The sequence below is a fragment of the Streptomyces sp. VTCC 41912 genome, from assembly GCF_045799175.1.
Classification (GTDB): domain Bacteria; phylum Actinomycetota; class Actinomycetes; order Streptomycetales; family Streptomycetaceae; genus Streptomyces; species Streptomyces albulus_C.
Genome location: NZ_JBJMAB010000006.1, coordinates 1 through 23,078 on the forward strand (window position 1 = coordinate 1; position 23,078 = coordinate 23,078).

At 72.4% G+C, this 23,078-nt stretch carries 16 protein-coding genes; 6 read left to right on the top strand and 10 right to left on the bottom strand.

Annotated elements, in window-relative coordinates; all coding sequences use genetic code 11:
• Positions 1–73 precede the first annotated feature (73 nt).
• Entirely contained in the window at positions 74–712 is a 639-nt protein-coding gene (locus tag ACJ6WD_RS11395; protein ID WP_407615735.1) for a TetR/AcrR family transcriptional regulator, read from the bottom strand.
• 318 nt (positions 713–1,030) lie between these two features.
• On the opposite strand from ACJ6WD_RS11395, the gene ACJ6WD_RS11400 reads away from it, so the two are divergent.
• The 4 genes from ACJ6WD_RS11400 (at position 1,031) to ACJ6WD_RS11415 (ending at position 5,408) form a co-directional block, all read left to right on the top strand.
• Positions 1,031–1,999: a tetratricopeptide repeat protein gene (locus tag ACJ6WD_RS11400; protein ID WP_233658365.1), complete on the top strand. Its 969-nt coding sequence runs from the start codon at positions 1,031–1,033 to the stop codon at positions 1,997–1,999.
• A 698-nt stretch (positions 2,000–2,697) separates the two neighbouring features.
• Positions 2,698–3,315, top strand: coding sequence for a DUF6230 family protein (locus ACJ6WD_RS11405; RefSeq protein WP_331249713.1), 618 nt, complete (start codon positions 2,698–2,700; stop codon positions 3,313–3,315).
• A gap of 235 nt (positions 3,316–3,550) precedes the next feature.
• Positions 3,551–4,111, top strand: a complete 561-nt coding sequence (locus ACJ6WD_RS11410) for a DUF6114 domain-containing protein (RefSeq protein WP_331249714.1) — start codon at positions 3,551–3,553, stop codon at positions 4,109–4,111.
• A complete protein-coding gene (locus ACJ6WD_RS11415) occupies positions 4,101–5,408 on the top strand; it encodes a hypothetical protein (RefSeq protein WP_374206808.1) in 1,308 nt (435 codons plus the stop codon). Before ACJ6WD_RS11410 ends, ACJ6WD_RS11415 begins: the two co-directional genes overlap by 11 nt.
• 105 nt (positions 5,409–5,513) lie before the next feature.
• Here the strand turns inward: ACJ6WD_RS11415 and pyk are convergent, their stop codons facing one another.
• From pyk to pta, 3 genes are all read right to left on the bottom strand, one after another.
• Complete coding sequence (pyk, locus tag ACJ6WD_RS11420; RefSeq protein WP_016578696.1) at positions 5,514–6,941, bottom strand: pyruvate kinase; 1,428 nt, start codon at positions 6,939–6,941, stop codon at positions 5,514–5,516.
• A 124-nt stretch (positions 6,942–7,065) separates the two neighbouring features.
• Complete coding sequence (locus ACJ6WD_RS11425) at positions 7,066–8,301, bottom strand: acetate kinase (protein ID WP_233658371.1); 1,236 nt, start codon at positions 8,299–8,301, stop codon at positions 7,066–7,068.
• A gap of 27 nt (positions 8,302–8,328) precedes the next feature.
• Positions 8,329–10,422 carry a phosphate acetyltransferase gene (gene pta / locus ACJ6WD_RS11430; RefSeq protein WP_233658373.1) on the bottom strand — a complete coding sequence of 698 codons (2,094 nt, stop codon included), beginning with the start codon at positions 10,420–10,422 and terminating at the stop codon, positions 8,329–8,331.
• A 262-nt stretch (positions 10,423–10,684) separates the two neighbouring features.
• On the opposite strand from pta, the gene ACJ6WD_RS11435 reads away from it, so the two are divergent.
• Positions 10,685–11,710: an ATP-dependent 6-phosphofructokinase gene (locus tag ACJ6WD_RS11435; RefSeq protein ID WP_016578699.1), complete on the top strand. Its 1,026-nt coding sequence runs from the start codon at positions 10,685–10,687 to the stop codon at positions 11,708–11,710.
• 116 nt (positions 11,711–11,826) lie between these two features.
• On the opposite strand, the gene ACJ6WD_RS11440 is transcribed toward ACJ6WD_RS11435, so the two are convergent.
• The 5 genes from ACJ6WD_RS11440 to ACJ6WD_RS11460 all read right to left on the bottom strand — a co-directional run bounded on the left by ACJ6WD_RS11440 (position 11,827) and on the right by ACJ6WD_RS11460 (position 19,035).
• Positions 11,827–14,400: an ABC transporter permease gene (locus ACJ6WD_RS11440; RefSeq protein WP_407615736.1), complete on the bottom strand. Its 2,574-nt coding sequence runs from the start codon at positions 14,398–14,400 to the stop codon at positions 11,827–11,829.
• Positions 14,401–14,529: 129 nt separating this feature from the next.
• Positions 14,530–15,318, bottom strand: a complete 789-nt coding sequence (locus tag ACJ6WD_RS11445; protein ID WP_020930554.1) for an ABC transporter ATP-binding protein — start codon at positions 15,316–15,318, stop codon at positions 14,530–14,532.
• Positions 15,319–15,536: 218 nt separating this feature from the next.
• On the bottom strand, positions 15,537–16,247 hold the full coding sequence (locus ACJ6WD_RS11450; RefSeq protein ID WP_233658375.1) for an XRE family transcriptional regulator: 711 nt from the start codon (positions 16,245–16,247) through the stop codon (positions 15,537–15,539).
• 452 nt (positions 16,248–16,699) lie between these two features.
• The gene (locus ACJ6WD_RS11455) at positions 16,700–17,380 is read right to left on the bottom strand and encodes a response regulator (protein WP_020930555.1); all 681 of its coding nucleotides are present in this window, start codon (positions 17,378–17,380) and stop codon (positions 16,700–16,702) included.
• Complete coding sequence (locus ACJ6WD_RS11460) at positions 17,377–19,035, bottom strand: ATP-binding protein (RefSeq protein ID WP_233658376.1); 1,659 nt, start codon at positions 19,033–19,035, stop codon at positions 17,377–17,379. The genes ACJ6WD_RS11455 and ACJ6WD_RS11460 overlap by 4 nt, the downstream gene beginning before the upstream one ends.
• 152 nt (positions 19,036–19,187) lie before the next feature.
• On the opposite strand from ACJ6WD_RS11460, the gene ACJ6WD_RS11465 reads away from it, so the two are divergent.
• The gene (locus ACJ6WD_RS11465) at positions 19,188–20,588 is read left to right on the top strand and encodes a cation:dicarboxylate symporter family transporter (protein WP_233658377.1); all 1,401 of its coding nucleotides are present in this window, start codon (positions 19,188–19,190) and stop codon (positions 20,586–20,588) included.
• 116 nt (positions 20,589–20,704) lie between these two features.
• Here the strand turns inward: ACJ6WD_RS11465 and glgB are convergent, their stop codons facing one another.
• Entirely contained in the window at positions 20,705–22,993 is a 2,289-nt protein-coding gene (glgB, locus tag ACJ6WD_RS11470) for a 1,4-alpha-glucan branching enzyme (RefSeq protein ID WP_407615737.1), read from the bottom strand.
• Positions 22,994–23,078: the final 85 nt, after the last annotated feature.

Below are 23,078 nucleotides of genomic sequence, written 5' to 3' on the forward strand. Positions count from 1 at the left end.
AGAAGCAGGAACCCACCGAGACGGTCAACTGACCGTGGTAGGAATCTCCTCCCGCTAGGGAGGAGAGCGGAAGTCAATGCCCCAGCCCGGCCAGGCCGGTCAGCAGCAGGGTGGTGAACTGCCGGGCCCAGCCGGTGTCCACCGGTTCGGCGCTGACCAGCAGCCGGTGCACGACGGCTCCGGCGATCACGTCGAAGATCAGGCCGACGGTGTGCTCGGCGGCCCGTTCGCCCTCGGGCCCGCCGGCGTCCGGCGGCAGTTCGCCGCGCTGTTGGGCGCGTGAGCGCCCCAGGAGCACCAGCCGCTTCTGCCGTTCGACGATCGCCGAGCGGATCCGCTCGCGCAGCGCGTCGTCGGTGGTGGACTCGGCGACCACCGCCATCAGCGCGGTCTTGGTCTCGGGCCGGGCCAGCAGCCTGCCGAACTGGAGCACCACGCCCTCGATGTCCGACTGGAGGCAGCCCCGGTCGGGGAGTTCCAACTCGTCGAAGAGGACCGCGACGGCGTCCACGACCAGTTCGCTCTTGTTGGCCCAGCGGCGGTAGAGGGTGGTTTTGGCGACCCCGGCGCGGGCGGCGACCTCGCCCATGGTGAGTCCGCCCCAGCCGACGTCGACGAGCGCGGCGCGGGTGGCGTCGAGGATCGCGTGATCGGTTTCGACGCTGCGGGGGCGGCCCGGGCGGCCTTTCGAGGGGTGGGCGGACTGGTGCATGCGGGCGACCATACCGGCCAGTAGGGGGATCCGGACCCGGGGCGTCGCCGAGGTTCGTGAGGGAGATCACCAAGCGGCCGGCGGGAAGTGGTTGCCGGCCCGGGGCGCCCCCGAGTTACGCTACGACCTGTAGCGAAAGAGCGATGACCACTGGCTGTGGGTGGGGACCCACGGCCGCACGCGCACGGCCCTTCGGGGCATCAGCCGGGCACCGGATCCCGGGCGCGCACCGCATTCCAGCGGGGCGGGCCGGCGGACGGCGGGCCCGCTTTCCGGATCGCTTTCCGGAACCGGTCGCTCAGGGGGGAGGATGGACCCATGCAGCCACGCAACATGTCCATGAGTGGAGTCGTCGACCTCGCAGCGGTGAAGGCGGCCGGGGAAGCGAAGCAGAAGGCCGAGCAGGCCCGCGCCGAGGCCGCCCGCACGGGCGCGGCGCCGGCCGGTGCCACCCGCCTGGTGTTCGACGTCGACGAGGCGGGGTTCCAGGAGGACGTCCTCCAGCGGTCCACCGAGGTCCCGGTCGTCATCGACTTCTGGGCCGAGTGGTGCGAGCCGTGCAAGCAGCTCGGACCGCTGTTGGAGAACCTCGCGGCGGAGTACGCCGGCAAGTTCGTCCTCGCCAAGATCGACGTCGACGCCAACCAGATGCTGTTCCAGCAGTTCGGGGTGCAGGGCATCCCGGCGGTGTTCGCGGTCGTCGCGGGCCAGCCGATCCCGCTCTTCCAGGGCGCGGTCCCCGAGGGCCAGCTCCGCCAGGTGCTGGATCAGCTGGTGCAGGTCGCCGAGCAGCAGTTCGGCATCGTCGGCGTGCCGGTGGACCCGGCGGCGGCCGAGCAGGCCGAGGCCGCGGCGCCGCCGCCGGTCGGTCCGTACGACGCGGCGCTGACCGCGGCGGCCGACGCGCTGGACGCCGGTGACCTCGACGGCGCCATCCGCGCCTACCGCAACGTCCTCGCCGACGACCCGACCAACCCGGAGGCCAAGCTCGGCCTGGCCCAGGCCGAACTCCTGGAGCGGGTGCAGGGCCTCAACCCGCAGACGGTCCGGCAGGAGGCCGCGGACCGCCCGACCGACGTCCAGGCGCAGATCACCGCCGCGGACCTGGACCTGGTGGGCGGCCACGTCGAGGACGCCTTCGGGCGCCTGGTCGACGCCGTGCAGCGGACCGCCGGGGACGACCGGGAGGCCGCGCGGGTCCGGCTGCTGGAGCTGTTCGAGGTGATCGGCGCCGACGACCCGCGGGTGACGAAGGCGCGCACCGCCCTGGCGCGCGTGCTGTTCTGACCCGGCACTCCTCTCCCGCCACCTGAGCACCACCCCAGAAGGCGGCGCTACGCGCCCACTTGCCCATGGCTCCGGCGCTTTCCTGGGGAATATCCGTCCTGGCCCGGTTCCGCCCCGCGGGAACTCCCGCACGCGCGTCCGGCAAACGGAACAGCGGCCACGCTTTGCCGAAACTTGGTAAAGGTGGCCGCTGTTACTTGGAGTAAGTCCAGGCGACCAATTTGCCGGTATCTGAAGGCAATTGCCCCTTGTTTGGTCATCGTTAGTGACGACGGTGCGTGCGCGGATGATCTCCGAGCGTCGCGGCGTGGTTATCGGCCCGTTACCCGCAAGTAACGAGGGCCTTGTGCGGCGGCCGCGAATGCACGACGATCGGCCACGCTCGGTCCATTTCCCGCAGCCCGGCATCCGGTCGGCGCAGCGGGGTACTTGGGTCCCCACCGAGTGGGTCGGCGGCAGTGGCGCCGGCCCTGGACAGGGGGGTCTTTGCCGTTCGGCAGAGCCTGTCCGGTGAGGTTGCGCGAGAGCGTGGCCAGTGGTTGTCGCTCGGGGGTGATCGCCGGTGTTCGGAAACACGCTGTGCCTCCGAGACGGGCGCTCTCCTTCCCGAGGACGTAGCACTTCTCCCATCCCAGGTGCGGCCTCCCTCAAGTGGGGCGGTACGTACCGGAGATGTACGTCCGAGAAGGAGGAAAGTCATGGAGTCCCTGACTCGTGGCGGGACCAGATGGAAGCGGTTCGCCGTCGTCATGGTGCCGAGCGTCGCGGCCACCGCCGCGATCGGCGTCGCCCTTTCGCAGGGCGCCCTGGCGGCGTCGTTCAGCGTGTCCGGCCAGCAGTTCAAGGTCAGCACGGACCGGTTGGACGGCACGGGCTTCGTGCAGTACGGCGCGGTCGATGCCCAGAAGAACGGCAAGAACGTCCCGGTGGCGGTCTCGGCGTTCACCAACGCCACGATCCACAACCTGTGCCAGTCCGTCGTCGTGCCGGTCCCGGTCTTCGGCGACGTGTCGATGCAGCTCCGGGCCGGTGCCGGCAAGGACCCGGTGGAGGCGAAGAACCTCTACATCGACCTGGACCAGCTCAGTGCGGACGCGACCTTCAACAACATCAACATCGGTGTTGCTGCGGGATCGTCGACCAAGGGTCCCGGCATCAAGGAGGGCGACAAGGCCGACCCCGGCTCCTTCGCCCAGGAGGCCGACACCGCCGTCCTGACCGGCGTCCACCAGCGTGCCTGGGCCACCACGGCCGGCACCTTCAAGCTCAGTGGCCTCAAGATGAGCGTCACCAAGGGCAAGAACGAGTGCTACTGACGCACTGAGCGTGCGGGCGCGGGGCAAGCAGTCGCACGGCGTGAGCCGTTCCCCGTGCCCGTACGCCGGTTAGCGCTGAAAAGCACCCACGGATCCACCGAATTGCCAGTCCCGAGGAGCCGGACGACATGAGTGACTGGAGCATGGGGGACGCCCCGGCCGGAGGCTGGGGGAGAGTCATCAACAGGTACGCGCGGCGCGCATGCGGGACCGCCGACCGTAGGGAGGCTGCGGCATGAGCGCAGAACGACCACAGCTGAACGAGACCCTCGGCCGGAAGCGGCAGGCCTTCCGGGAGTGGCGTGGGCAACGCCCGTTCTGGGGCGGCCTGCTGACCCTCCTCGCCGGCGCCCCGATCATGTACATCCCCTACGCGAACCTCACCATCGGTTCCCTCACCGTCCGCATGGCGACCACGGCCGGCGCCGGTTCGCTGATCATCGGCGTGCTGCTGGTGGTGCTCGGCCTGACCATGTGGTTCCAGCCGGCCTCGCGGGTCTTCGCCGGTGTCGCGGCGATCCTGCTGTCGCTGGTCTCCCTGGTCGTCTCGAACTTCGGCGCCTTCCTGATCGGCTTCCTGCTGGGGCTGATCGGCGGTGCGCTGGGCGTCTCCTGGGCGCCGGGCAAGCCCGTGCAGGGCGAGGACGGGTCCGACGAGCCGGACCGCGTCGTCGGACCGGTGGTCGCCACCAACCCCGCTCCGGCGGTCGGTGGTCCCGGGTTGGGCAACGGACTGGACAACCTGTCAGGAACGAGCCCGACCAACGGAAGGAACGGGAGGCACCGTGCCGGGTGACCAGCTGCCGGTGGGGGCACCCCCGCCGGAGGCAGGGGAAGAATCCGCAGCCACCGGGGCGAGAGGCGGGCCGCGGCACGCGGCGCCCCGCAAGCCGCTGCTGACCCGCCTGCATGTGCCCGCGGGCAAGGCGATCGCCATCGCGGCGATGCCGTCGGCCGTCCTCATGGGCATGGGGCTGACGCCCCAGATGGCGATCGCCAAGCCGGCGCCGCCCGAGAGCCCCTTCCGGGGCGGCCCCTGCGTCACCGCCCCGGACACGTCCGGCCAGGACGCCAAGGCCAAGGACGGCAAGGCCAAGGACGACGCCAAGGACGGCAAGGCAGCCAAGGACCAGAAGGACGCCGGCAAGGACGGCAAGTCGTCGGCGGACCCGTCCGCCTCGCCCTCGCCGTCGTCGTCCGCCGGCAAGGACGCGAGCGCCACCAAGCCGTCGGCGGACCCGTCCGCCTCCGCGACCCCGTCGCCCTCCGCCTCCCCGGAGAAGAAGGACGACGGCGGGCTGCTGGGCGGCATCGGCGACGCGCTCGGCGGCCTCTTCGGCGTGCACAAGAAGACCGAGGAGCCGACGGCCTCGCCGAGCCCCTCGCCGTCCGCGTCCGCCACGAAGTCCCCGTCGCCCTCGGCCGACCCGTCCGGCGAGGACGCGTCGTCGAAGGGCTCCGGGCCCGGCCTGGACGAGGTCACCAAGCCGGTCGGCGACGCGCTGAAGGACCCGTCGAAGGCGGTCAACGACACCGTGCACGGCGCCGTCGGCACCGTCGACAACGCCCTGCCCGGTGGCGGGCTGGACGGCAAGGACGCCAGCGGCAAGCCCGGTTACCCCTGCGTCGTCGAGAACAAGCAGGCCGGCAAGAACGAGCAGACGCCGGTCACCCTGCCCGACCTGCCCTGGCACCTGGAGTCCAGCGGGCTGACCCTGCGCGGTCTGGACTACGTGGGCGTCGTCAACGTCATGACGCAGAACGGCCACACCAAGCAGGTCCTGAAGTTCACCGCCGACAGCATCGACATCGCCGACCTGCACCAGATCGTCGACGACCCGGCCTCGGGCAAGCACTACCACGTGCGCTCGACACCGGGCTCCACCTCGACCATCCGCGACGGCAAGGTGACGCTCTACACCGAGCGGCTCCAGGGCAACCTGTTCGGTCTGATCCCGATCGTCTTCGACCCGGAGCACCCGCCGCCGATCAACGTCCCGTACGCCTACTTCAGCAAGGTGAAGCTGGACCAGGCGGGCCAGTTCGGCGGCAACCTGCACATCCCCGGCATGCGGGTGTCCATCGAGGACTGACCCGGCCGGCGCCGGTCCCGACCGTGCGGCAACGGAAAACGGCGGTGGGCCGCCCCCTGGTGAAGGGGGCGGCCCACCGCCGTTCGTGCGGGGCGGGGCGGCGCGTCAGGCGCGCTGGCCGCCGAGGTGGTGCACCCGGACCATGTTGGTGGTGCCGGGGACGCCGGGGGGCGAACCGGCGGTGATGATCATGGTGTCGCCCTCGCTGTAGCGCTTGAGCTTGAGCAGCTCGGCGTCGACCAGGTCCACCATGGCGTCGGTGTTGTCGACGTGCGGCACGACGAAGGAGTCCACGCCCCAGCTCAGGGTGAGCTGGTTGCGGGTGGCGACGTCGGTGGTGAAGGCCAGGATCGGCTGGGCGGCGCGATAGCGCGAGAGCCGGCGGGCGGTGTCACCGGACTTGGTGAACGCCACCAGGGCCTTGCCGTCGAGGAAGTCGGCCATCTCGCAGGCCGCGCGGGCCACCGCACCGCCCTGCGTGCGCGGCTTCTTGCCGGGCACCAGCGGCTGCAGGCCCTTGGAGAGCAGCTCCTCCTCGGCCGCCTCGACGATCTTCGACATGGTCTTGACGGTCTCGATCGGGTACTGGCCCACCGAGGACTCGGCGGAGAGCATCACCGCGTCGGCGCCGTCGAGGATGGCGTTGGCGACGTCGGACGCCTCGGCGCGGGTCGGCCGCGAGTTGGTGATCATCGACTCCATCATCTGGGTCGCGACGATCACCGGCTTGGCGTTCCGGCGGCACATCTCCACCAGGCGCTTCTGCACCATCGGGACCTTCTCCAGCGGGTACTCCACCGCCAGGTCGCCACGGGCCACCATCACCGCGTCGAAGGCCATCACGACCTCCTGCATGTTGGCGACCGCCTGCGGCTTCTCGACCTTGGCGATGACCGGGACCCGGCGGCCCACCTCGTCCATGACGCGGTGCACGTCCTGGACGTCCTTGGCGTCCCGCACGAAGGACAGCGCGACCATGTCGCAGCCCATGTGCAGGGCGAACTTCAGGTCGTCGATGTCCTTCTCGGACAGCGCCGGGACGTTGACCGCGGCGCCGGGCAGGTTGATGCCCTTGTGGTCGGAGATGACCCCGCCCTCGATGACGATGGTGCGCACCCGCGGGCCGTCGATCTCGACGACCTGGAGGGCGACGTTGCCGTCGTTGATCAGGACCGGGTCGCCCTTGGAGACATCGCCGGGCAGGCCCTTGTAGGTGGTGCCGCAGATGTGCTTGTCACCGGGGACGTCCTCGGTGGTGATCACGAACTCGTCCCCGCGGACCAGCTCGACCGGGCCCTCGGCGAAGGTCTCCAGGCGGATCTTGGGGCCCTGGAGGTCGGCCAGCACGCCGACGGCGCGGCCGGTCTCCTCGGCGGCCTTGCGGAGGCGGTGGTACCGCTCCTCGTGCTCCGAGTGGGTCCCGTGGCTCATGTTGAAGCGGGCCACGTTCATGCCGGCCTCGATCAGCGTCTTCAGCTTCTCGTAGGAGTCGACGGCGGGGCCCAGGGTGCAGACGATTTTGGAACGGCGCATGTCTCGATCCTATCGGTTTGTTTCGGAGCGGAATATTTCGCTCTGCTTCAAAGGCCCTTTAGCCGAGGAGGGGCGACGCGGGCGGAGCGGGCGGATCCCGCGGCACGCCCCGCGGGATCGCGGCTTACGAGGCGGTGACCAGGGCGTATGTCTGGCGGGCGATCTCCAGTTCCTCGTCGGTGGGCACCACGGCGACCGCCACCCGGGCGTAGTCGGGCGAGATCAGCCGCGGCTCGTCGGACCGCACGGCGTTGAGCGAGGCGTCCACCGCCATGCCCAGCTCCTCCAGACCGGCGACGGCGGCGGCCCGGACCGGGGCGGCGTTCTCGCCGACGCCCGCGGTGAAGGCCACCGCGTCGACCTTGCCGAGGACCGCGGTGTAGGCGCCGAGGTACTTCTTCAGCCGGTGGATGTAGATGTCGAAGGCGAGCGCGGCCCGCTCGTCGCCCTCGTCGATCCGGCGGCGGATCTCCCGCATGTCGTTGTCGCCGCACAGCCCGAGCAGGCCGCTCTTCTTGTTGAGCAGCTCGTCGATCTCGTCCGCGGACATCCCGGCCACCCGCTTGAGGTGGAAGGTCACCGCCGGGTCGATGTCACCGGAGCGGGTGCCCATGACCAGGCCCTCCAGCGGGGTCAGCCCCATGGAGGTGTCCACGCAGCGGCCGCCCCGGACCGCGGACGCGGAGGCGCCGTTGCCCAGGTGCAGCACGATCACGTTGACCTCCTCCGGCGCCTTGCCGAGCAGTTCGGCGGTGCGGCGGGAGACGTAGGCGTGCGAGGTGCCGTGGAAGCCGTAGCGGCGGATGCGGTGCGCGTCGGCGGTCTCCACGTCGATGGCGTAGCGGGCCGCGGACTCGGGCATCGTGGTGTGGAAGGCGGTGTCGAAGACCGCGACCTGCGGGAGGTCGGGGCGCAGCGCCTGGGCGGTGCGGATCCCGATGATGTTGGCCGGGTTGTGCAGCGGGGCCACCGGCACCAGCCGCTCGATCTCCTTGAGCACCGCCGCGTCGATCACGGTCGGCGCGGTGAACTTCAGCCCGCCGTGCACCACCCGGTGTCCGATCGCGGCCAGCTCCGGGGAGTCCAGCCCGAGCCCGTCGGCGGCCAGCTCGTCGGCCACCGCCTTCAGCGCGGCCTGGTGGTCGGCTATCGGGCCGGTGGTCTCGCGGGTCGCGCCGCCGGCGGCCAGCGGGGTGTGGGCCAGGCGCGACGTCCCCTCACCGATCCGCTCGACGAGGCCGGCGGCGAGGCGCGCACCCGCGGAGTCGCCGTCCGCCGCCTTCTCCATGTCGAGCAGTTGGTACTTCACCGACGAGGAGCCGGAGTTGAGGACGAGGACGCGGGTGGCGTTGGCAGTCATGAAGGGGCTTTCCGATGGGGGGCGGGGTCAGGCGGTGGGGCCGGCGCCGGGCTGGGCGCCCTGGGCCTGGATCGCGGTGATGGCGACGGTGTTGACGATGTCCTGGACGAGGGCGCCGCGCGAGAGGTCGTTGACGGGCTTGCGCAGGCCCTGCAGGACCGGGCCGACCGCGACGGCGCCGGCGGAGCGCTGTACGGCCTTGTAGGTGTTGTTGCCGGTGTTGAGGTCCGGGAAGATCAGCACGGTGGCCTTGCCGGCGACCTCGGAGTCCGGGAGCTTGGTCCGCGCGACCGCCGCGTCCACCGCGGCGTCGTACTGGATCGGGCCCTCGACCAGCAGGTCCGGGCGCCGCTCGCGGACCAGCTCGGTGGCCTTGCGGACCTTGTCGACGTCGGCGCCGGAGCCGGAGGTGCCGGTGGAGTACGACAGCATCGCGATCCGCGGCTCGACGCCGAACTGGGCGGCGGTGGTGGCGGACTGGATGGCGATGTCGGCCAGCTGCTCGGCGTTCGGGTCCGGGTTGACCGCGCAGTCGCCGTAGACCAGCACCCGGTCGGCCAGGCACATGAAGAAGACCGACGAGACGATCTGGGCGCCCGGCTTGGTCTTGATGATCTCGAAGGCCGGCCGGATGGTGGCGGCGGTGGAGTGCACGGCACCGGAGACCATGCCGTCGGCCAGGCCCTCCTGCACCATCAGCGTGCCGAAGTAGGAGACGTCGGCGACCACGTCGTAGGCGAGTTCGTAGCTGACGCCCTTGTGGGAGCGGAGCGTGGCGTACAACTCGGCGAACCGCTCGCGCAGCGGCGAGGTCTGCGGGTCGATGACCTGCGCGTCCGCCAGGTCGATGGCCAGGTCGGCGGCGCGCTTGCGGACCGCGTCCTCCTCGCCCAGCAGCGTCAGGTCGCACACGTCGCGGCGCAGCAGCACGTCGGCGGCGCGCAGCACCCGCTCCTCGGCGCCCTCGGGCAGGACGACCCGGCGGCGGCCGGTGCGGGACCGCTCGATCAGCTCGTGCTCGAACATCATCGGGGTGACCCGGCCGGAGCGGGCGACCGAGATCCGGTCGGTCAGCTCGCCGGTGTCCACGTGCCGCTCGAAGAGGCCGAGCGCGGTCTCCGCCTTGCGCGGCGAGGCGGCGTTCAGCTTGCCCTCGACGGCGAACAGCTCGGCGGCGGTCGGGAAGGAGCCGCCGGGCACCGAGACGACCGGGGTGCCGGGCGCGAGGCGGGCGGCCAGCGCCATGATGTCGGGGCCGGGGCGCTCGTCGAGGGTGAGCACCACACCGGCGATGGGCGGGGCGCCGGCGCTGTGCGCGGCGAGCGAGCCGATGACGAGGTCGGCGCGGTCCCCGGGGGTGATCACCATGCAGCCGGGGGTGAGTGCCTTGAGGAAGGTCGGCAGCATCGCCCCGCCGAAGACGAAGTCCCGGGCGTCCCGGGCGAGCCCGGAGTCGTCGCCCAGCAGGATCTCGGCGCCGAGCGCCTGCACGATCTGGCCGACGGTCGGCGCGGACAGCGAGCCCTCCTCGGGCAGCGCGTAGCAGGGCACCGGCAGCCGGGCGGCGAGCCGCTCCACGACGGCCGTGCGCTGCTCGGGCGCGACGCGGTTGACGACCAGCGCGACGACGTCGCAGCCCAGCGTGGTGTAGGCGCGGTGGGCGTTGCGGGCCTCGGCGCGGACCGATTCGGCGTCCTGGCCCTGGCCGCCGACGACGGGTATCACCGCGGCGCCGAACTCGTTGGCCAGCCGGGCGTTGAGCGCCAGCTCGTCCGGCAGGCTGGTGTCGGCGTAGTCCGAGCCGAGGACGAGGACGTACTCGTACTCCCTCGCCACGGCGTGGAAGCGGTCGACGAGCCGGGAGACCAGTTCGTCGGTGCCGCGCTCGGCCTGGAGGGCGGCGGCCTCCGCGTAGCTGATGCCGTAGACGGAGTCGGCGGGCTGGGTGAGGCGGTAGCGGGCCCGCAGCAGCTCGTACAGCCGGTCGGGCCCGTCGTGGACCAGGGGCCGGAAGACTCCCACCCGGTCGACGTGGCGGGTCAGGAGCTCCATGACTCCCAGCTCGATGACCTGGCGTCCGTCGCCGCGGTCGATACCGGTCACGTACACGCTGCGCGTCACGCGTGGTCTCCGTCCATCCGATGGCCGCGAAGCTCGTGCTCGCGAGTTTTCCCTGCTCACAGGGTCAAAATGACCCGTTATCGTGGGCTTGCCCCTCTTGACAATACCTGCGCCGCTGGATAAGTCGCTCTCCCAGTTTCCCTGTGGCGCCGGGGCCGGGGACAGTGGGGGTGGTCGCTCGGGTGCGGCCCGGGCGGGCCGGCCCGTGAAACAATCGGACCGGCTCACACGAACCGACAGCGAGCACAGGAGACACAGCACGATGCGTATCGGAGTCCTCACCGCAGGCGGCGACTGTCCCGGCCTCAATGCTGTGATCCGGTCCGTCGTCCACCGTGCCCTCGCCGGACACGGCGACGAGGTCATCGGCTTCGAGGACGGCTTCAAGGGTCTGCTCGACGGACGCTTCCGCAAGCTCGACCTGGACGCGGTCAGCGGCATCCTCGCCCGTGGCGGCACCATCCTCGGCTCCGCCCGCCTGGAGCGCGCCCGGCTGCGCGAGGCGTGCGAGAGCGCCAAGGACTTCTCCCGCGAGTACGGGATAGACGTCCTGATCCCGATCGGTGGCGAGGGCACGCTGACCGCGGCGCGGATGCTCGCCGACGCCGGCATGCCGGTCGTCGGCGTCCCCAAGACCATCGACAACGACATCTCCTCCACCGACCGCACCTTCGGTTTCGACACCGCCGTCGGCGTGGCCACCGAGGCCATCGACCGCCTCAAGACCACCGCGGAATCGCACCAGCGGGTGATGGTCGTCGAGGTCATGGGCCGGCACGCGGGCTGGATCGCGCTGGAGTCCGGGATGGCCGGCGGCGCCCACGGCATCTGCCTACCGGAACGCGAGTTCGACGTCAACGACCTGGTGAAGATGGTCGAGGAGCGGTTCGCCCGGGGCAAGAAGTTCGCGGTGGTCTGCGTCGCGGAAGGGGCCCACCCGCTCGCCGGCACCATGGACTACAAGAAGGGCGCCATCGACCAGTTCGGCCACGAGCGGTTCTCCGGCATCGGCACCGCGCTCGCCCGCGAACTGGAGCGGCGCCTTGGCAAGGAGGCCCGCCCGGTCATCCTCGGCCACGTCCAGCGCGGCGGCACCCCCACCGCCTACGACCGGGTGCTGGCCACCCGCTTCGGCTGGCACGCCGTCGAGGCCGCGCACCGCGGCGACTTCGGCAAGATGACCGCCCTGCGCGGCACCGACATCGTCATGGCCCCGTTGGCCGACGCGATCACCGAGCTCAAGCGGGTCCCGGAGAGCCGCATGGACGAGGCCGAGTCGGTCTTCTGACGCCCCGGGGCCCGTCCGGCTGCGAGCCGCCGGACGCGCCCCGCCCCGTCAACACGCCGTCGGCGGCGCACCGTTGGGTGCGCCGCCGACGGCGTTTCGGGCCACGGGCCGGTGCCTCACTGGGCGCCGATGGACTCCAGCACGTTCAGCCGGGCCGCCCGCCGGGCCGGCCACACCGCGGCCAGCACCCCGACGACCAGGGCGATCAGCAGGAACAGGCCGAGCCGGCCCCAGGGCAACAGCATCTCGTAGGTCGGGAAGGACGAGCCGACCAGGCTGCCGCCGGCCCACGCCAGGAAGATGCCCAGGACCATGCCGAGGACCGCGCCGAAGAGCGAGATCACCACCGACTCCAGCCGGACCATCTGCTTGATGCCGCTGCGGGCCAGCCCGATGGCGCGCAGCATCCCGATCTCCCGGGTGCGCTCGAAGACCGACATGGCCAGGGTGTTCACCACACCCACCACCGCGATGATCACGGCCATGGCGAGCAGCCCGTAGACCATGTTCACGATGGTGTCGATCTGCCCGGCGGTCTCCTTGCGCAGGTCGTCGCGGTCCTGGATCTTCAGCAGCGGGCTGTCGCCGAGCGCCTTGCGGATCTCCTTGACCAGCGCGGGGGACGTGCCGTTCGCCGTCTTCACCAGGAGTTTGTCGTTGCGGAGCCGGTCCAGGTGCGGATCGACGACGGCGGTGGGCGCGAAGGACGCGCCGAGGACCTCGTTGTCCGCGTAGACGGCGCCGACCTTCAGCTCGGCCTTCTTCTTGTCGTAGAACGTCACCTTCACGGTGTCGCCGGCGTGCCAGCCGTGCTCCTTGGCGCCGCTCTCCGAGATGGCGATCCCGCCGGCCTTGACCGCGTCCAACGACCCCTGGACGACGCTCAGGCGGGTGACCTTGCCGATCTGGTCCACGTCGGTGCCGCGCAGGAAACCGAAGTTGCTGTCCGGCCCCGGGCCGGGCGCGGTGGAGAAGCCCGTGCCGCGGAGCGGAGCCATGGCCGCGACGCCGGGGACCTCGGCCACCTTCGCCGACAGCTTCGGGTCCAGGCCCACGTAGGTGGTGGTCTCGACCTGGTAGTCGGCGATCAGCCCGCTACCGGCCATCTTGTCCATCGCCACCTGGGCGGAGTGCCCCGCCACGGTCATCCCGGTGATCAGGGTCAGGCCGATCATCAGCGCCGAGCCGGTCGCCGCCGTCCGCCGCGGATTGCGCAGCGCGTTCTCCTTGGCGAGCTTGCCGCTCACGCCGAAGAACCGCGAGGTGACCAGGCCGGCCAGCGACACCAGCGGCCGGGACAGCAGCGGGGCCAGGATGATCGCGCCGGTCAGGGTGAGCATCGACCCGATCATGGCGATCGGCAGGTCGTCGCCGGAGGTGAGGGTGGAGACCCACAGCATCACCGCGACGCCGGCGCCGCCGACCAGCGCACCGAGGACGTTGCGGACGACCAGGCTGCGCGGGGTCGGCGGCGCCTCGACGGTGCTCAGCGCCTCCACCGGGGCGATCCGCGCCGCCCTGCGGGACGGCAGCCAGGCGGCCAGGACGGTCACCAGCACCCCCACGGCCAAGGAGGCGAGCACCGTGGTCGGGCTGATCACCACCGGGCCGTCGGGGAAGCCCGCGCCGTTCGCGTCCAGCGCGGCCCGCAGCCCCACCGCGATCCCGGCGCCCAGCGCGAAGCCGACGACCGAGGAGACCAGCCCGAGCAGCGCGGCCTCGACCAGCACCGAACGCACCACCTGCCGGCGGGAGGCGCCCACCGCGCGCAGCAGCGCGATCTCGCGGCTGCGCTGGGAGATCAGCATGGTGAAGGTGTTGGCGATGATGAAGACGCCGACGAACAGCGCGATCCCGGCGAAGGTCAACAGGGTGCTGCTGAGCGCGCTGTTCTGGTGGGCGATCAGCCGGGACTGCTCGGCCGCCAGGGTGCTCCCGCTGGTCGCCTCCGCGCGCTCGGCGGGCAGCAGCGCCCGGACCTTCGCGGTCAGCGCCTGCTGATCGGTGCCGGGCGCGGCCGCCACCACCAACTCGTCGAACTGGCCCGGGTGCAGGTACAGCTTCTGCGCGGTGGCGGTGTCGAACAGCGCCAGGCTGCCGCCCGCGGTCACCGCCGGATCGTCGGTCGCCACGATGCCGACCAGCTTCTTCGTCAGCACCGGGCCGTCGGTGGCGAACCGCACGGAGTCGCCGACCCGCACCCCCGCGGCCTTCGCGGTGGTCTCGGCCAACGCGATCTCGCCGTCGGACGCCGGGCCGCGGCCCTGCACCAGTGGATAGCGGCGGTCCTTGCCGTCCGCGTCCGGCTGGTAGTTGACGGCGCGGTTCTGCCAGCCGTTGCCGATCGGCTCGCCGTCCCGGCCGGCCAGCGTGGCCTCGCCGGTGACGTCGGAGCGCACCGACGTCACGCCCGGCAGGGCGCGGATCCGGTCGGCCAACCGCTGGTCGAGGGCGGTGGCCCGCTTGCCGTCCTTGGCCGGCTCCGGGCCGGTGCCGGGGGGCGAGGTCGCCTGGACGGAGACGGCCACGTCCTTGAGGTTCTTGGCCGAGGCGTTCTTGATCGCCTCGCCGACGCTGTCGCTGAAGATCAGGGTGCCGGCGACGAAGGCGACGCCGAGCAGCACCGCGAGTGCGGTCATCAAAAGGCGGGCTTTGTGCGCGAGGACATTGCGCAAGGCAGTGGTGAACATGGTGGTGTGTCAGTCCTGGGTACGGGGCCGGGGCTCGGATGCGGGGCGGCCGTCAGCGGTCGACTCGGTTCGCCGGCAGGTCGGTTGGGGGTGGCTGGCCGGCTGGCGGCCAGCCGGTCCGGCCTGCGACTAGCTGGTCCGGCCTGCGGTCTCGAAGCGCCGCATCCGGTCCAGCACGCTGTCCGCCGTCGGCTCGGCCAGCTCGTCCACGATCCGGCCGTCCGCGAGGAAGACCACCCGGTCCGCGTAGGCGGCGGCGACCGGGTCGTGGGTGACCATCACCACGGTCTGGTCCATCGCCCGCACCGACTCCCGCAGGAAGCCCAGCACCTCGGCGCCCGAGCGCGAGTCGAGGTTCCCGGTCGGCTCGTCCGCGAAGATGATCTCCGGCTGGGCGGCCAACGCCCGTGCCACCGCGACCCGTTGCTGCTGCCCGCCGGAGAGCTGCGCCGGCCGGTGCGAGAGCCGGCCCGACAGACCGACCGTCTCCACCACCCGGCCGACCCACTCCTGGTCCACGCGGCGGCCGGCTATGTCCATCGGCAGCGTGATGTTCTCCTGCGCGGTCAGCGTGGGCAGCAGGTTGAACGCCTGGAAGATGAAGCCGATCTTGTCGCGGCGCAGCCGGGTCAGCTGCTTGTCGTTGAGCGCCGCCAGTTCCACGTCGCCGATCCGGGCCGAGCCGGAGGTGACCGAGTCCAGTCCGGCCATGCAGTGCATCAGGGTGGACTTCCCCGAGCCGGACGGGCCCATGATCGCGGTGAACCGGGCCCGGCCGAACTCCACGTCGACGGAGTCCAGCGCGACCACCCGGGTCTCGCCCTGGCCGTAGACCTTGCTCAGATCCGTGGCGCGGGCGGCGACGGCCGCGGTGGTACGGGAGGGAAAGGCGGGACGGGGGACGGCGGCGTGCGGCACCACAACTCCTGGGGTGACGGAAAGGACGGGCGGACAGCGTGAAAGCGCTCCGTCCATCCTCGACGCGGGCGACCGCCCGGTCTTCGGCCGGAAGGACCGAAAGCCGGACCGGCCGGAAGTGCCACGCCCGCCGTCCGCGTCATCCTCTGGACGGACGGCCGTCCGTCCGCAGGCCGACGGGGACGCGTCAGGGTCGGGTCCTCGCGGGCGTCACGGCGTCAGGGTGCCGGCTCGCCGACCCGCCGCCAGAACTCCACCACGACGCCGTCGAGGAAGTCCCGGCCCGCCTTGCCGGCCTCGTCCGAGGCGTCCCCGCCAGTCCAGCTGAGCGACGCCGTCATCGTCGCGTGGTACTCCTCGTGCAGTTCCTGGAGCGCCTGCTGCAACCGCTCCTTGGGCAGCGGCGCGAGCTTGCCGACCGGACGGACGTAGCCCTGCCAGCGGGTGGTGGCCGCACTGATCAGCAGCTCCGCCAGCCGCTCCTCCTGGCCGGTGAAGCGGATCAGCGCCGGCAGCGGCAGCCGCAACGCCGCCGCCAGCGCCGCCGCCTGCCGGTCGGTGCCGGTCCACCGGCCGCCGGCCTCCAACCGCTCGTAGGCCGCCTGGTCCATGCCGACGCGCAGCGCGAGGTCGGCCGCGGCCAGGCCGAGCGCCAGCCGGAACTCGCGCAGCGTGCCGGGGGCGCCGAGGAGTTCGGCGGGCGCGCACCACAGGGCGCCGGCCAGCGCGGTCAGCTCGGCTTCGGTGGGGGCGCTTTCCCCCAATTCCCAGGACGCCACCGCGGCGGGCTCCAGCCGAATTCCGTAGGCGGCCCAGATTCCGTAGGCGACATGCGCGTGGGTCATGCCCAGGGCCTCGCGCAGCCGGCGGGCGGCGGCAGCGTTGAAAGGGGGCCGGTGTGCATCCCCGTCGTGCGTGTTCACTGCCACACGGTAAGTGACGGGGTGGCTTGGCACCTATCGTGCGGATATCCAAGTTTGTAGGTTGGAGGAAGCTACGGAGCCGTCGGTTGCCCTCGGCCAGCTTTCGGTGCTTTCTTGCCAATCCCGGCCGATCATGCCGTTGGTCAGGCACTTTGCTCCAACGAAGCGGCTCGTTGCGGCACCGCGCGGCGGGCCGCCGCGGGCCCGCCGTTTGGAGATAAGGATGGACAGTCGGACCGCCGGTGTCGAGTACCGGATCGGGAATCCGGGGAGTTCGCCCGAAGTCGTCCGCCCGGGAATTCCCCGGAAAAGCGAATTCGCCGACCCGGGCCCGGAAGTCGGTCCGGCGAGAACGGCACGATGAACGGGACGGAGAAATTCCGCCACGGCCCGGTGCCGGGCGGGTCGCTGCCGGGCGGGCGTTCCGGTCGCTCGGCGGCGGGCCGGCCCGCCGCCGGTCACCGCCCCGACCAGCGGTACCGCAGCTCCGGCCGGCCCACCTGCCCGTACTGCGGCGCCCGGGCGGCGCGGCCGCCGGCCACCAGGTGCTCCAGGTACCGGCGGGCCGTGATCCGGGAGATGCCCACGTCCGCGGCGGCCTCCGTCGCGGTCAGCCCGTCGGCGGCGGCCCGCAGCACCTCCGTCACCGCCCGCAGGGTCGCCGGGGTCAGCCCCTTGGGCAGCGCGGCCGGCTGCGGGGCGCGCAGCGCCGCCAGCGCCCGGTCCACCTCGTCCTGGCCGCTGGCCTCCCCGCTGGTGGCCCGGAACTCGGCGTAGCGCAGCAGCCGGTCCCGCAGGGTGGCGAAGGTGAACGGCTTCAGCACGTACTGCACGACGCCCAGGGAGACGCCCTCGCGGACCATCGCCAGGTCGCGGGCGGAGGTGACCGCGATGATGTCCGCGCTCTGGCCGGCCGCGCGCAGCGTCCGCAGCAGTTGCAGGCCGTGGCCGTCCGGCAGGAAGAGGTCCAACAGCACCAGGTCGACCGGGTGCTGGTCGAGGTGGCGTCGGGCGCCGGCCCCCGAGTGCACGGTGCCGGACACCGCGAAGCCCGGCACCCGCCCCACGTACAGGGCGTGCGCGGCCGCGGCGACCGGATCGTCCTCGACGACCAGCACCCGGATGGTCCCGGCGCTCATCGGCCCCCCGTCCCTTCCGCCGCCCGCAGCGGCAGCCGCACGGTGAACCGCGCACCGCCCTGCGGCCCCCGGGCGAGCCCGACCGTGCCGCCGTGGCGGTGCACCGCCTGCCGTACCAGTGCCAGACCCAGCCCCCGGGCCCCGCCGCCCGCGTGCTCCTTGGTGCTCCAGCCGCGCCGGAAGACCTCCTCGGTGGTCTCCGCGGCGACCCCCGGCCCGTTGTCCGCGACGCACAGCAGCAGTTCGCCGCCGTCGGCCCGCGCGGTGACCCGCACCTGGGGCGGCGCGTCGTGCTCCTGCGGCGGCGCGGCGGCGTCCAGGGCGTTGTCGATGAGGTTGCCCAGCACCGTCACCAGGTCGCGGGCGGGCAGGTCCGGCGGGATCACCCCGTCGTCGATCCGGCTGTCCTCGGTCAACACCAGCTCCACGCCGTGCTCGTTGGCCTGTGCGGCCTTGCCCAGCAGCAGTGCGGCCAGCACCGGTTCGGCGACCGCGCCCACCACCCGGTCGGTCAGCGCCTGCGCCAGCTCCAACTCGGCGGTGGCGAACTCCACCGCCTCCTCCGCCCGGCCCAGTTCGATCAGCGAGACCACCGCGTGCAGCCGGTTGGCCGCCTCGTGCGCCTGCGAGCGCAACGCCTCGGCGAAGCCCCGGACGGAGTCCAACTCGCCTGACAGTGCCTGGAGTTCGGTGTGGTCGCGGAGGGTGACGACGCTGCCGCGGTGCTGGCCTCCGGAGACCGGCGAGGAGTTGACGACCAGCACCCGCTCGCCGGTCAGGTGCAGTTCGTCGACCCGGGGGCCGGCCGCCAGCAGCGCCGCGGTCAGCGGCTCCGGCAGCCCCAGCCCGTCCACCGGCCGCCCCACCGCGTCCCCGGTCAGGCCCAGCAGCTCCCGCCCGCCGTCGTTGATCAGCGCGACCCGGCCGGCCCCGTCCAGCATCAGCAGCCCCTCGCGGACGGCGTGCAGCGCCGCCTCGTGGTAGTCGTACATCCGGGCCAGCTCGGCCGTGTTCATCCCGTGGGTGTGCCGGCGCAGCCGGGCGTTGACCACGTACGTGCCCAGGCCGCCCAGCGCCAGCGCCGCCGCGGCCACCCCCACCAGCGCCAGGACCTGGTCCCGCAACTGCTCGCTGATCGTGGCGATGGTGATGCCGGAACTGACCAGCGCGGTGATCGCGCCGCCCCGCTCGGGGTCGCGGACCGGGGCGACGACCCGCACGGACGGGCCGAGCACCCCCATGTGCGTCTCCGGGAAGACCTCGCCGCGCAGCGCCGGGCCGATGTGGCCGAGGTACTTCCCGCCGATCGCGGACGGCTCGGGGTGCGTCCAGCGCGTCCCGTCCGGCGCCATCACCACCACGAAGTCCACCCCGGCGTCCCGCCGCAGCCGCTCGCTGTACGGCTGGAGCGCGGCGGTCGGGTCCTTCGTGCGGGCCGCGGCGACCACGGCCGGGGAGTCGGCGACGGCGGTGGCCGCCGCGGTCGCCTGCCGCCGTGCGGTCTCCTCCGCCTGCCGTTCGGCGCTCACGTACGCGAAGACCGCGCAGCCCAGGACCACCACCGCCACCAGGACCACCTGCATGGCGAAGAGCTGCCCGGCGAGGCTGCGGGGGCCGCGCAGCCGCCGCGGCGGGCGGGAACGGGGGAGGTGCATGCAGAACAGTCTGCACGGTCACTTTTACGTGAACGAAATGTACGTAAGGGTGACGGGCGCCACAGCGCCGTGCATAGTCGCCGGGACCTGTTGTGCGCCGTGAGCCGCTTCACCGGCGCAGAACCATGGCCCCCGTCAGAAAGGTGGCAGCCGTGGCTGCACAGACCCCGTCGTCCCGGGGCACCGCCGAGGACGCTCCGCCGGCCAAGCGGGACCGGACCCACTTCCTCTACCTCGCCGTGATCGGCGCGGTCCTGCTCGGCATCGCCGTGGGCTTCGCCGCGCCCGGCGTCGCCGTCGAGCTCAAACCGCTCGGCACCGGGTTCGTCAACCTCATCAAGATGATGATCTCGCCGGTGATCTTCTGCACGATCGTGTTGGGCGTCGGCTCGGTCCGCAAGGCGGCCAAGGTCGGTGCGGTCGGCGGGCTGGCGCTCGGCTACTTCATGGTGATGTCCACGGTGGCGCTGGCCATCGGCCTCCTCGTCGGCAACCTCCTCGACCCCGGCTCCGGCCTGCACCTGACGGAGGCGCTCCGGCACGCCGGGCAGGCCCAGACCGCCGGCGGTCACGAGTCCACCACCGACTTCCTCCTCGGCGTCATCCCGACCACGCTGGTCTCCGCGTTCACCCAGGGCGAGGTGCTCCAGACCCTGCTGGTGGCCCTGCTGGTGGGCTTCGGGCTCCAGGCGCTCGGCCCGGCGGGCGAGCCGGTGCTGCGCGGCATCGGCCACGTGCAGAAGCTGGTCTTCCGGGTGCTTTCGATGATCATGTGGGCGGCGCCGGTGGGGGCCTTCGGCGCGATGGCCGCGGTCGTCGGCGCCACCGGGCTCGGCGCCCTGAAGTCGCTGGCCGTCATCATGGTCGGCTTCTACCTGACCTGCCTGCTCTTCGTCGTGGTCGTGCTCGGCGCGCTGCTCCGGCTGGTCGCCGGGGTGAACGTGCTGGCGCTGCTGAAGTACCTCGGCCGCGAGTTCCTGCTGATCCTGTCGACCTCCTCCTCGGAGTCCGCGCTGCCGCGGCTGATCGCGAAGATGGAGCACCTCGGCGTCAGCCGCCCGGTCGTCGGCATCACCGTCCCGACCGGCTACAGCTTCAACCTCGACGGCACCGCCATCTACCTGACCATGGCCTCGCTGTTCGTCGCCGAGGCGATGGACAAGCCGCTCTCCCTCGGCCAGCAGGTCTCGCTCCTCGTCTTCATGATCATCGCGTCGAAGGGGGCGGCCGGGGTCACCGGCGCGGGCCTGGCGACGCTGGCCGGCGGACTCCAGTCGCACCGGCCCGAACTCGTCGACGGCGTCGGCCTGATCGTCGGCATCGACCGCTTCATGAGCGAGGCCCGGGCGATGACCAACTTCGCCGGCAACGCGGTGGCCACCGTCCTGATCGGCACCTGGACCAAGGAGATCGACAAGGCCCGGGTCGCCGAAGTGCTCGCCGGCCGGCTGCCGTTCGACGAACGGACGCTGAACGCCGACGGCCACGGCGCCCCGTCCGACACCGGGGCGCCGGTACCGGCCGACGGCGGCAAGGCGCCCGCCGCGGTCTGACGCTCCGCCGGTCGACGCCGGCCGAGCGCCTCGGGGGCGCAGGAGGGGAGAAGGGGCGGGCGCCACGGGCGCCCGCCCCTTCCGCGCGCCGTCCGGCCCCGCCCGGCCCCGCCCGGCTAGGCGGGCACCAGCCAGACGGTGGCCAGCGGGGGCAGCACCACCGCGATCGAGGTGCGGCTGCCGTTGGCGGCGACCGGCTCGGTCTTCAACGGGTCGGGGTTGGTGACGCCGCTGCCGCCGAAGCGCGGATCGTCGGTGTTGAGGACCTCGCGCCAGACCGGGACGTCACCGGGCACCCCCAGCCGGTAGGCGTGCCGCACGACGGGCGAGAAGTTGCTGAGCGCGATCAGCGGGCTGCCGTCGGCGGCGTGGCGCAGGAAGGAGAAGACGTTGTCCTCGCTGGCGTCGCCGTCGATCCAGCCGAAGCCGGCCGGGTCGGTGTCGCGCTCCCACAGCGCGGGGGTCGCCGCGTAGCGGTGGTTCAGCTCCCGGACCAGGTCCCGCACGCCCCGGTGGTCCGGCTCCGCCTCGTAGGACGGGTCCAGCAGCCACCAGTCCGGGCCGTGCTGCTCCGCCCACTCCGCGCCCTGGGCGAACTCCTGCCCCATGAAGAGCAGTTGCTTGCCCGGATGGGCCCACATGAAGCCCAGGTACGCGCGGTGGGTGGCGCGCCGCTGCCACCAGTCGCCGGGCATCTTCGAGACCAGCGCCCGCTTGCCGTGCACCACCTCGTCGTGCGAGATCGGCAGCACGTAGTTCTCCGAATAGGCGTAGACCATGGAGAACGTCATCTCGCCGTGGTGGTACTTGCGGTGCACCGGCTCCTTCTCGACGTAGCCGAGCGAATCGTGCATCCAGCCCATGTTCCACTTCAGCCCGAAGCCCAGCCCGCCGAAGCCGTCCGGCCCCACGTGGTGCGTGGCGCGGGTGACGCCATTCCAGGCCGTGGACTCCTCGGCGACCGTGACGACGCCGGGGCAGCGGCGGTAGACCGTCGCGTTCATCTCCTGGAGGAAGGCCACCGCGTCGAGGTTCTCCCGGCCGCCGTGGACGTTCGGCGTCCAGCCGCCCTCCTCGCGCGAGTAGTCGAGGTAGAGCATCGAGGCCACCGCGTCCACCCGCAGCCCGTCGATGTGGAACTCCTCGCACCAGTACACCGCGTTGGCGACCAGGAAGTTCCGCACCTCGGTGCGGCCGTAGTCGAACTCCAGCGTCCCCCAGTCCGGGTGGGCGGCCCGCGCCGGGTCCCCCGGCTCGTACAGCGGCCGTCCGTCGAACTCCGCCAGCGCCCAGGCGTCCCGCGGGAAGTGCGCCGGCACCCAGTCCATCAGCACCCCGATCCCGGCCCGGTGCAGGGCGTCGATCAGGAACTTGAAGTCGTCCGGGGTGCCCATCCGGGCGGTCGGCGCGTAGAAGCCGGTCACCTGGTAGCCCCAGGAGCCGCCGAAGGGGTGCTCGGCCACCGGCATGAACTCGACGTGGGTGAACCCCAGGTCCTTGACGTACGCGGGCAGTTGCGCGGCCAGTTGACGGTATGTCAGTCCGGGGCGCCAGGACGCCAGGTGCACCTCGTAGACGGAGAACGGCGCGGCGTGCACGGGGCGTGCGCCGCGCCGGGCCATCCAGTCGGCGTCCTGCCACGTGTGGTGCGAGGCGTGCACCACCGAGGCGGTGGCCGGCGGACACTCGGTGCGCCGGGCCATCGGGTCGGCCCGGACCGTCCTCGACCCGTCCGGCCGGGTGATCTCGAACTTGTACAGCTCGCCCTCGCCCAGGCCCGGCAGGAACAGCTCCCACACCCCGGACGAGCCCAACGACCGCATCGGGGTGCCGGTGCCGTCCCAGTGGTTGAAGTTCCCCACCACCCGCACGCCCCGGGCGTTGGGCGCCCACACGGTGAACCGGGTGCCGCTCACCCCCTGGTGCGTCATGACCCGCGCCCCGAGCGCCTGCCACAGCTGCTCGTGCCGGCCCTCGGCGAACAGGTGCAGGTCCAGCTCCCCGACCGCCGGCAGGAAGCGGTAGGCGTCCGGCACGGTCACGGTGGTGTCGTCGTACTCGACCAGCAGCGCGTACGCGGGGACCTCGGCGAGCGGCAGCACGCCCGCGAACAGCCCGTCCCCCTCGGAGTGCAGGGGCGCCCGCAGCCCCGGAGCCACCACGGCGACGGCCCGGGCGAACGGCCGCAGGGCCCGCACCAGCAGCCCCCCGGACACCGGGTGCGCACCGAGCAGGGCGTGCGGATCGTGGTGCGCCCCGGCGAGCAGCCGCCCGCGGTCCTCGGCGGCCAGCGGCGCGGCCCGGCCCACACCGGCCGGGGTCGGGCGGGTCGGTCGGGCCGGGCCGGGCGGGGCGGCGCCGGATGCGGGCTCGGGGGCGGCGGAACGGGGGCGGCGGGCGGTCACGGGTGGGCCTCCTCGGGGCGGGGGTCGATCGGTCGGTTCCGGCGGACGCGGTGCGACGGACGGCGGGGCGGGCGGGGCCGGCGCC

Bases quoted from the DNA above. Each gene is read 5' to 3' on its own strand.
- ACJ6WD_RS11405 (WP_331249713.1), top strand. From the start codon at position 2,698: ATGGAGTCCCTGACTCGTGGCGGGACCAGATGGAAGCGGTTCGCCGTC.
- ACJ6WD_RS11435 (WP_016578699.1), top strand. From the start codon at position 10,685: ATGCGTATCGGAGTCCTCACCGCAGGCGGCGACTGTCCCGGCCTCAAT.
- ACJ6WD_RS11455 (WP_020930555.1), bottom strand. From the start codon at position 17,380: ATGAGCGCCGGGACCATCCGGGTGCTGGTCGTCGAGGACGATCCGGTC.
- ACJ6WD_RS11440 (WP_407615736.1), bottom strand. From the start codon at position 14,400: ATGTTCACCACTGCCTTGCGCAATGTCCTCGCGCACAAAGCCCGCCTT.
- ACJ6WD_RS11400 (WP_233658365.1), top strand. From the start codon at position 1,031: ATGCAGCCACGCAACATGTCCATGAGTGGAGTCGTCGACCTCGCAGCG.
- ACJ6WD_RS11460 (WP_233658376.1), bottom strand. From the start codon at position 19,035: ATGCACCTCCCCCGTTCCCGCCCGCCGCGGCGGCTGCGCGGCCCCCGC.
- pyk (WP_016578696.1), bottom strand. From the start codon at position 6,941: ATGCGCCGTTCCAAAATCGTCTGCACCCTGGGCCCCGCCGTCGACTCC.
- ACJ6WD_RS11425 (WP_233658371.1), bottom strand. From the start codon at position 8,301: ATGACTGCCAACGCCACCCGCGTCCTCGTCCTCAACTCCGGCTCCTCG.
- ACJ6WD_RS11410 (WP_331249714.1), top strand. From the start codon at position 3,551: ATGAGCGCAGAACGACCACAGCTGAACGAGACCCTCGGCCGGAAGCGG.
- ACJ6WD_RS11395 (WP_407615735.1), bottom strand. From the start codon at position 712: ATGCACCAGTCCGCCCACCCCTCGAAAGGCCGCCCGGGCCGCCCCCGC.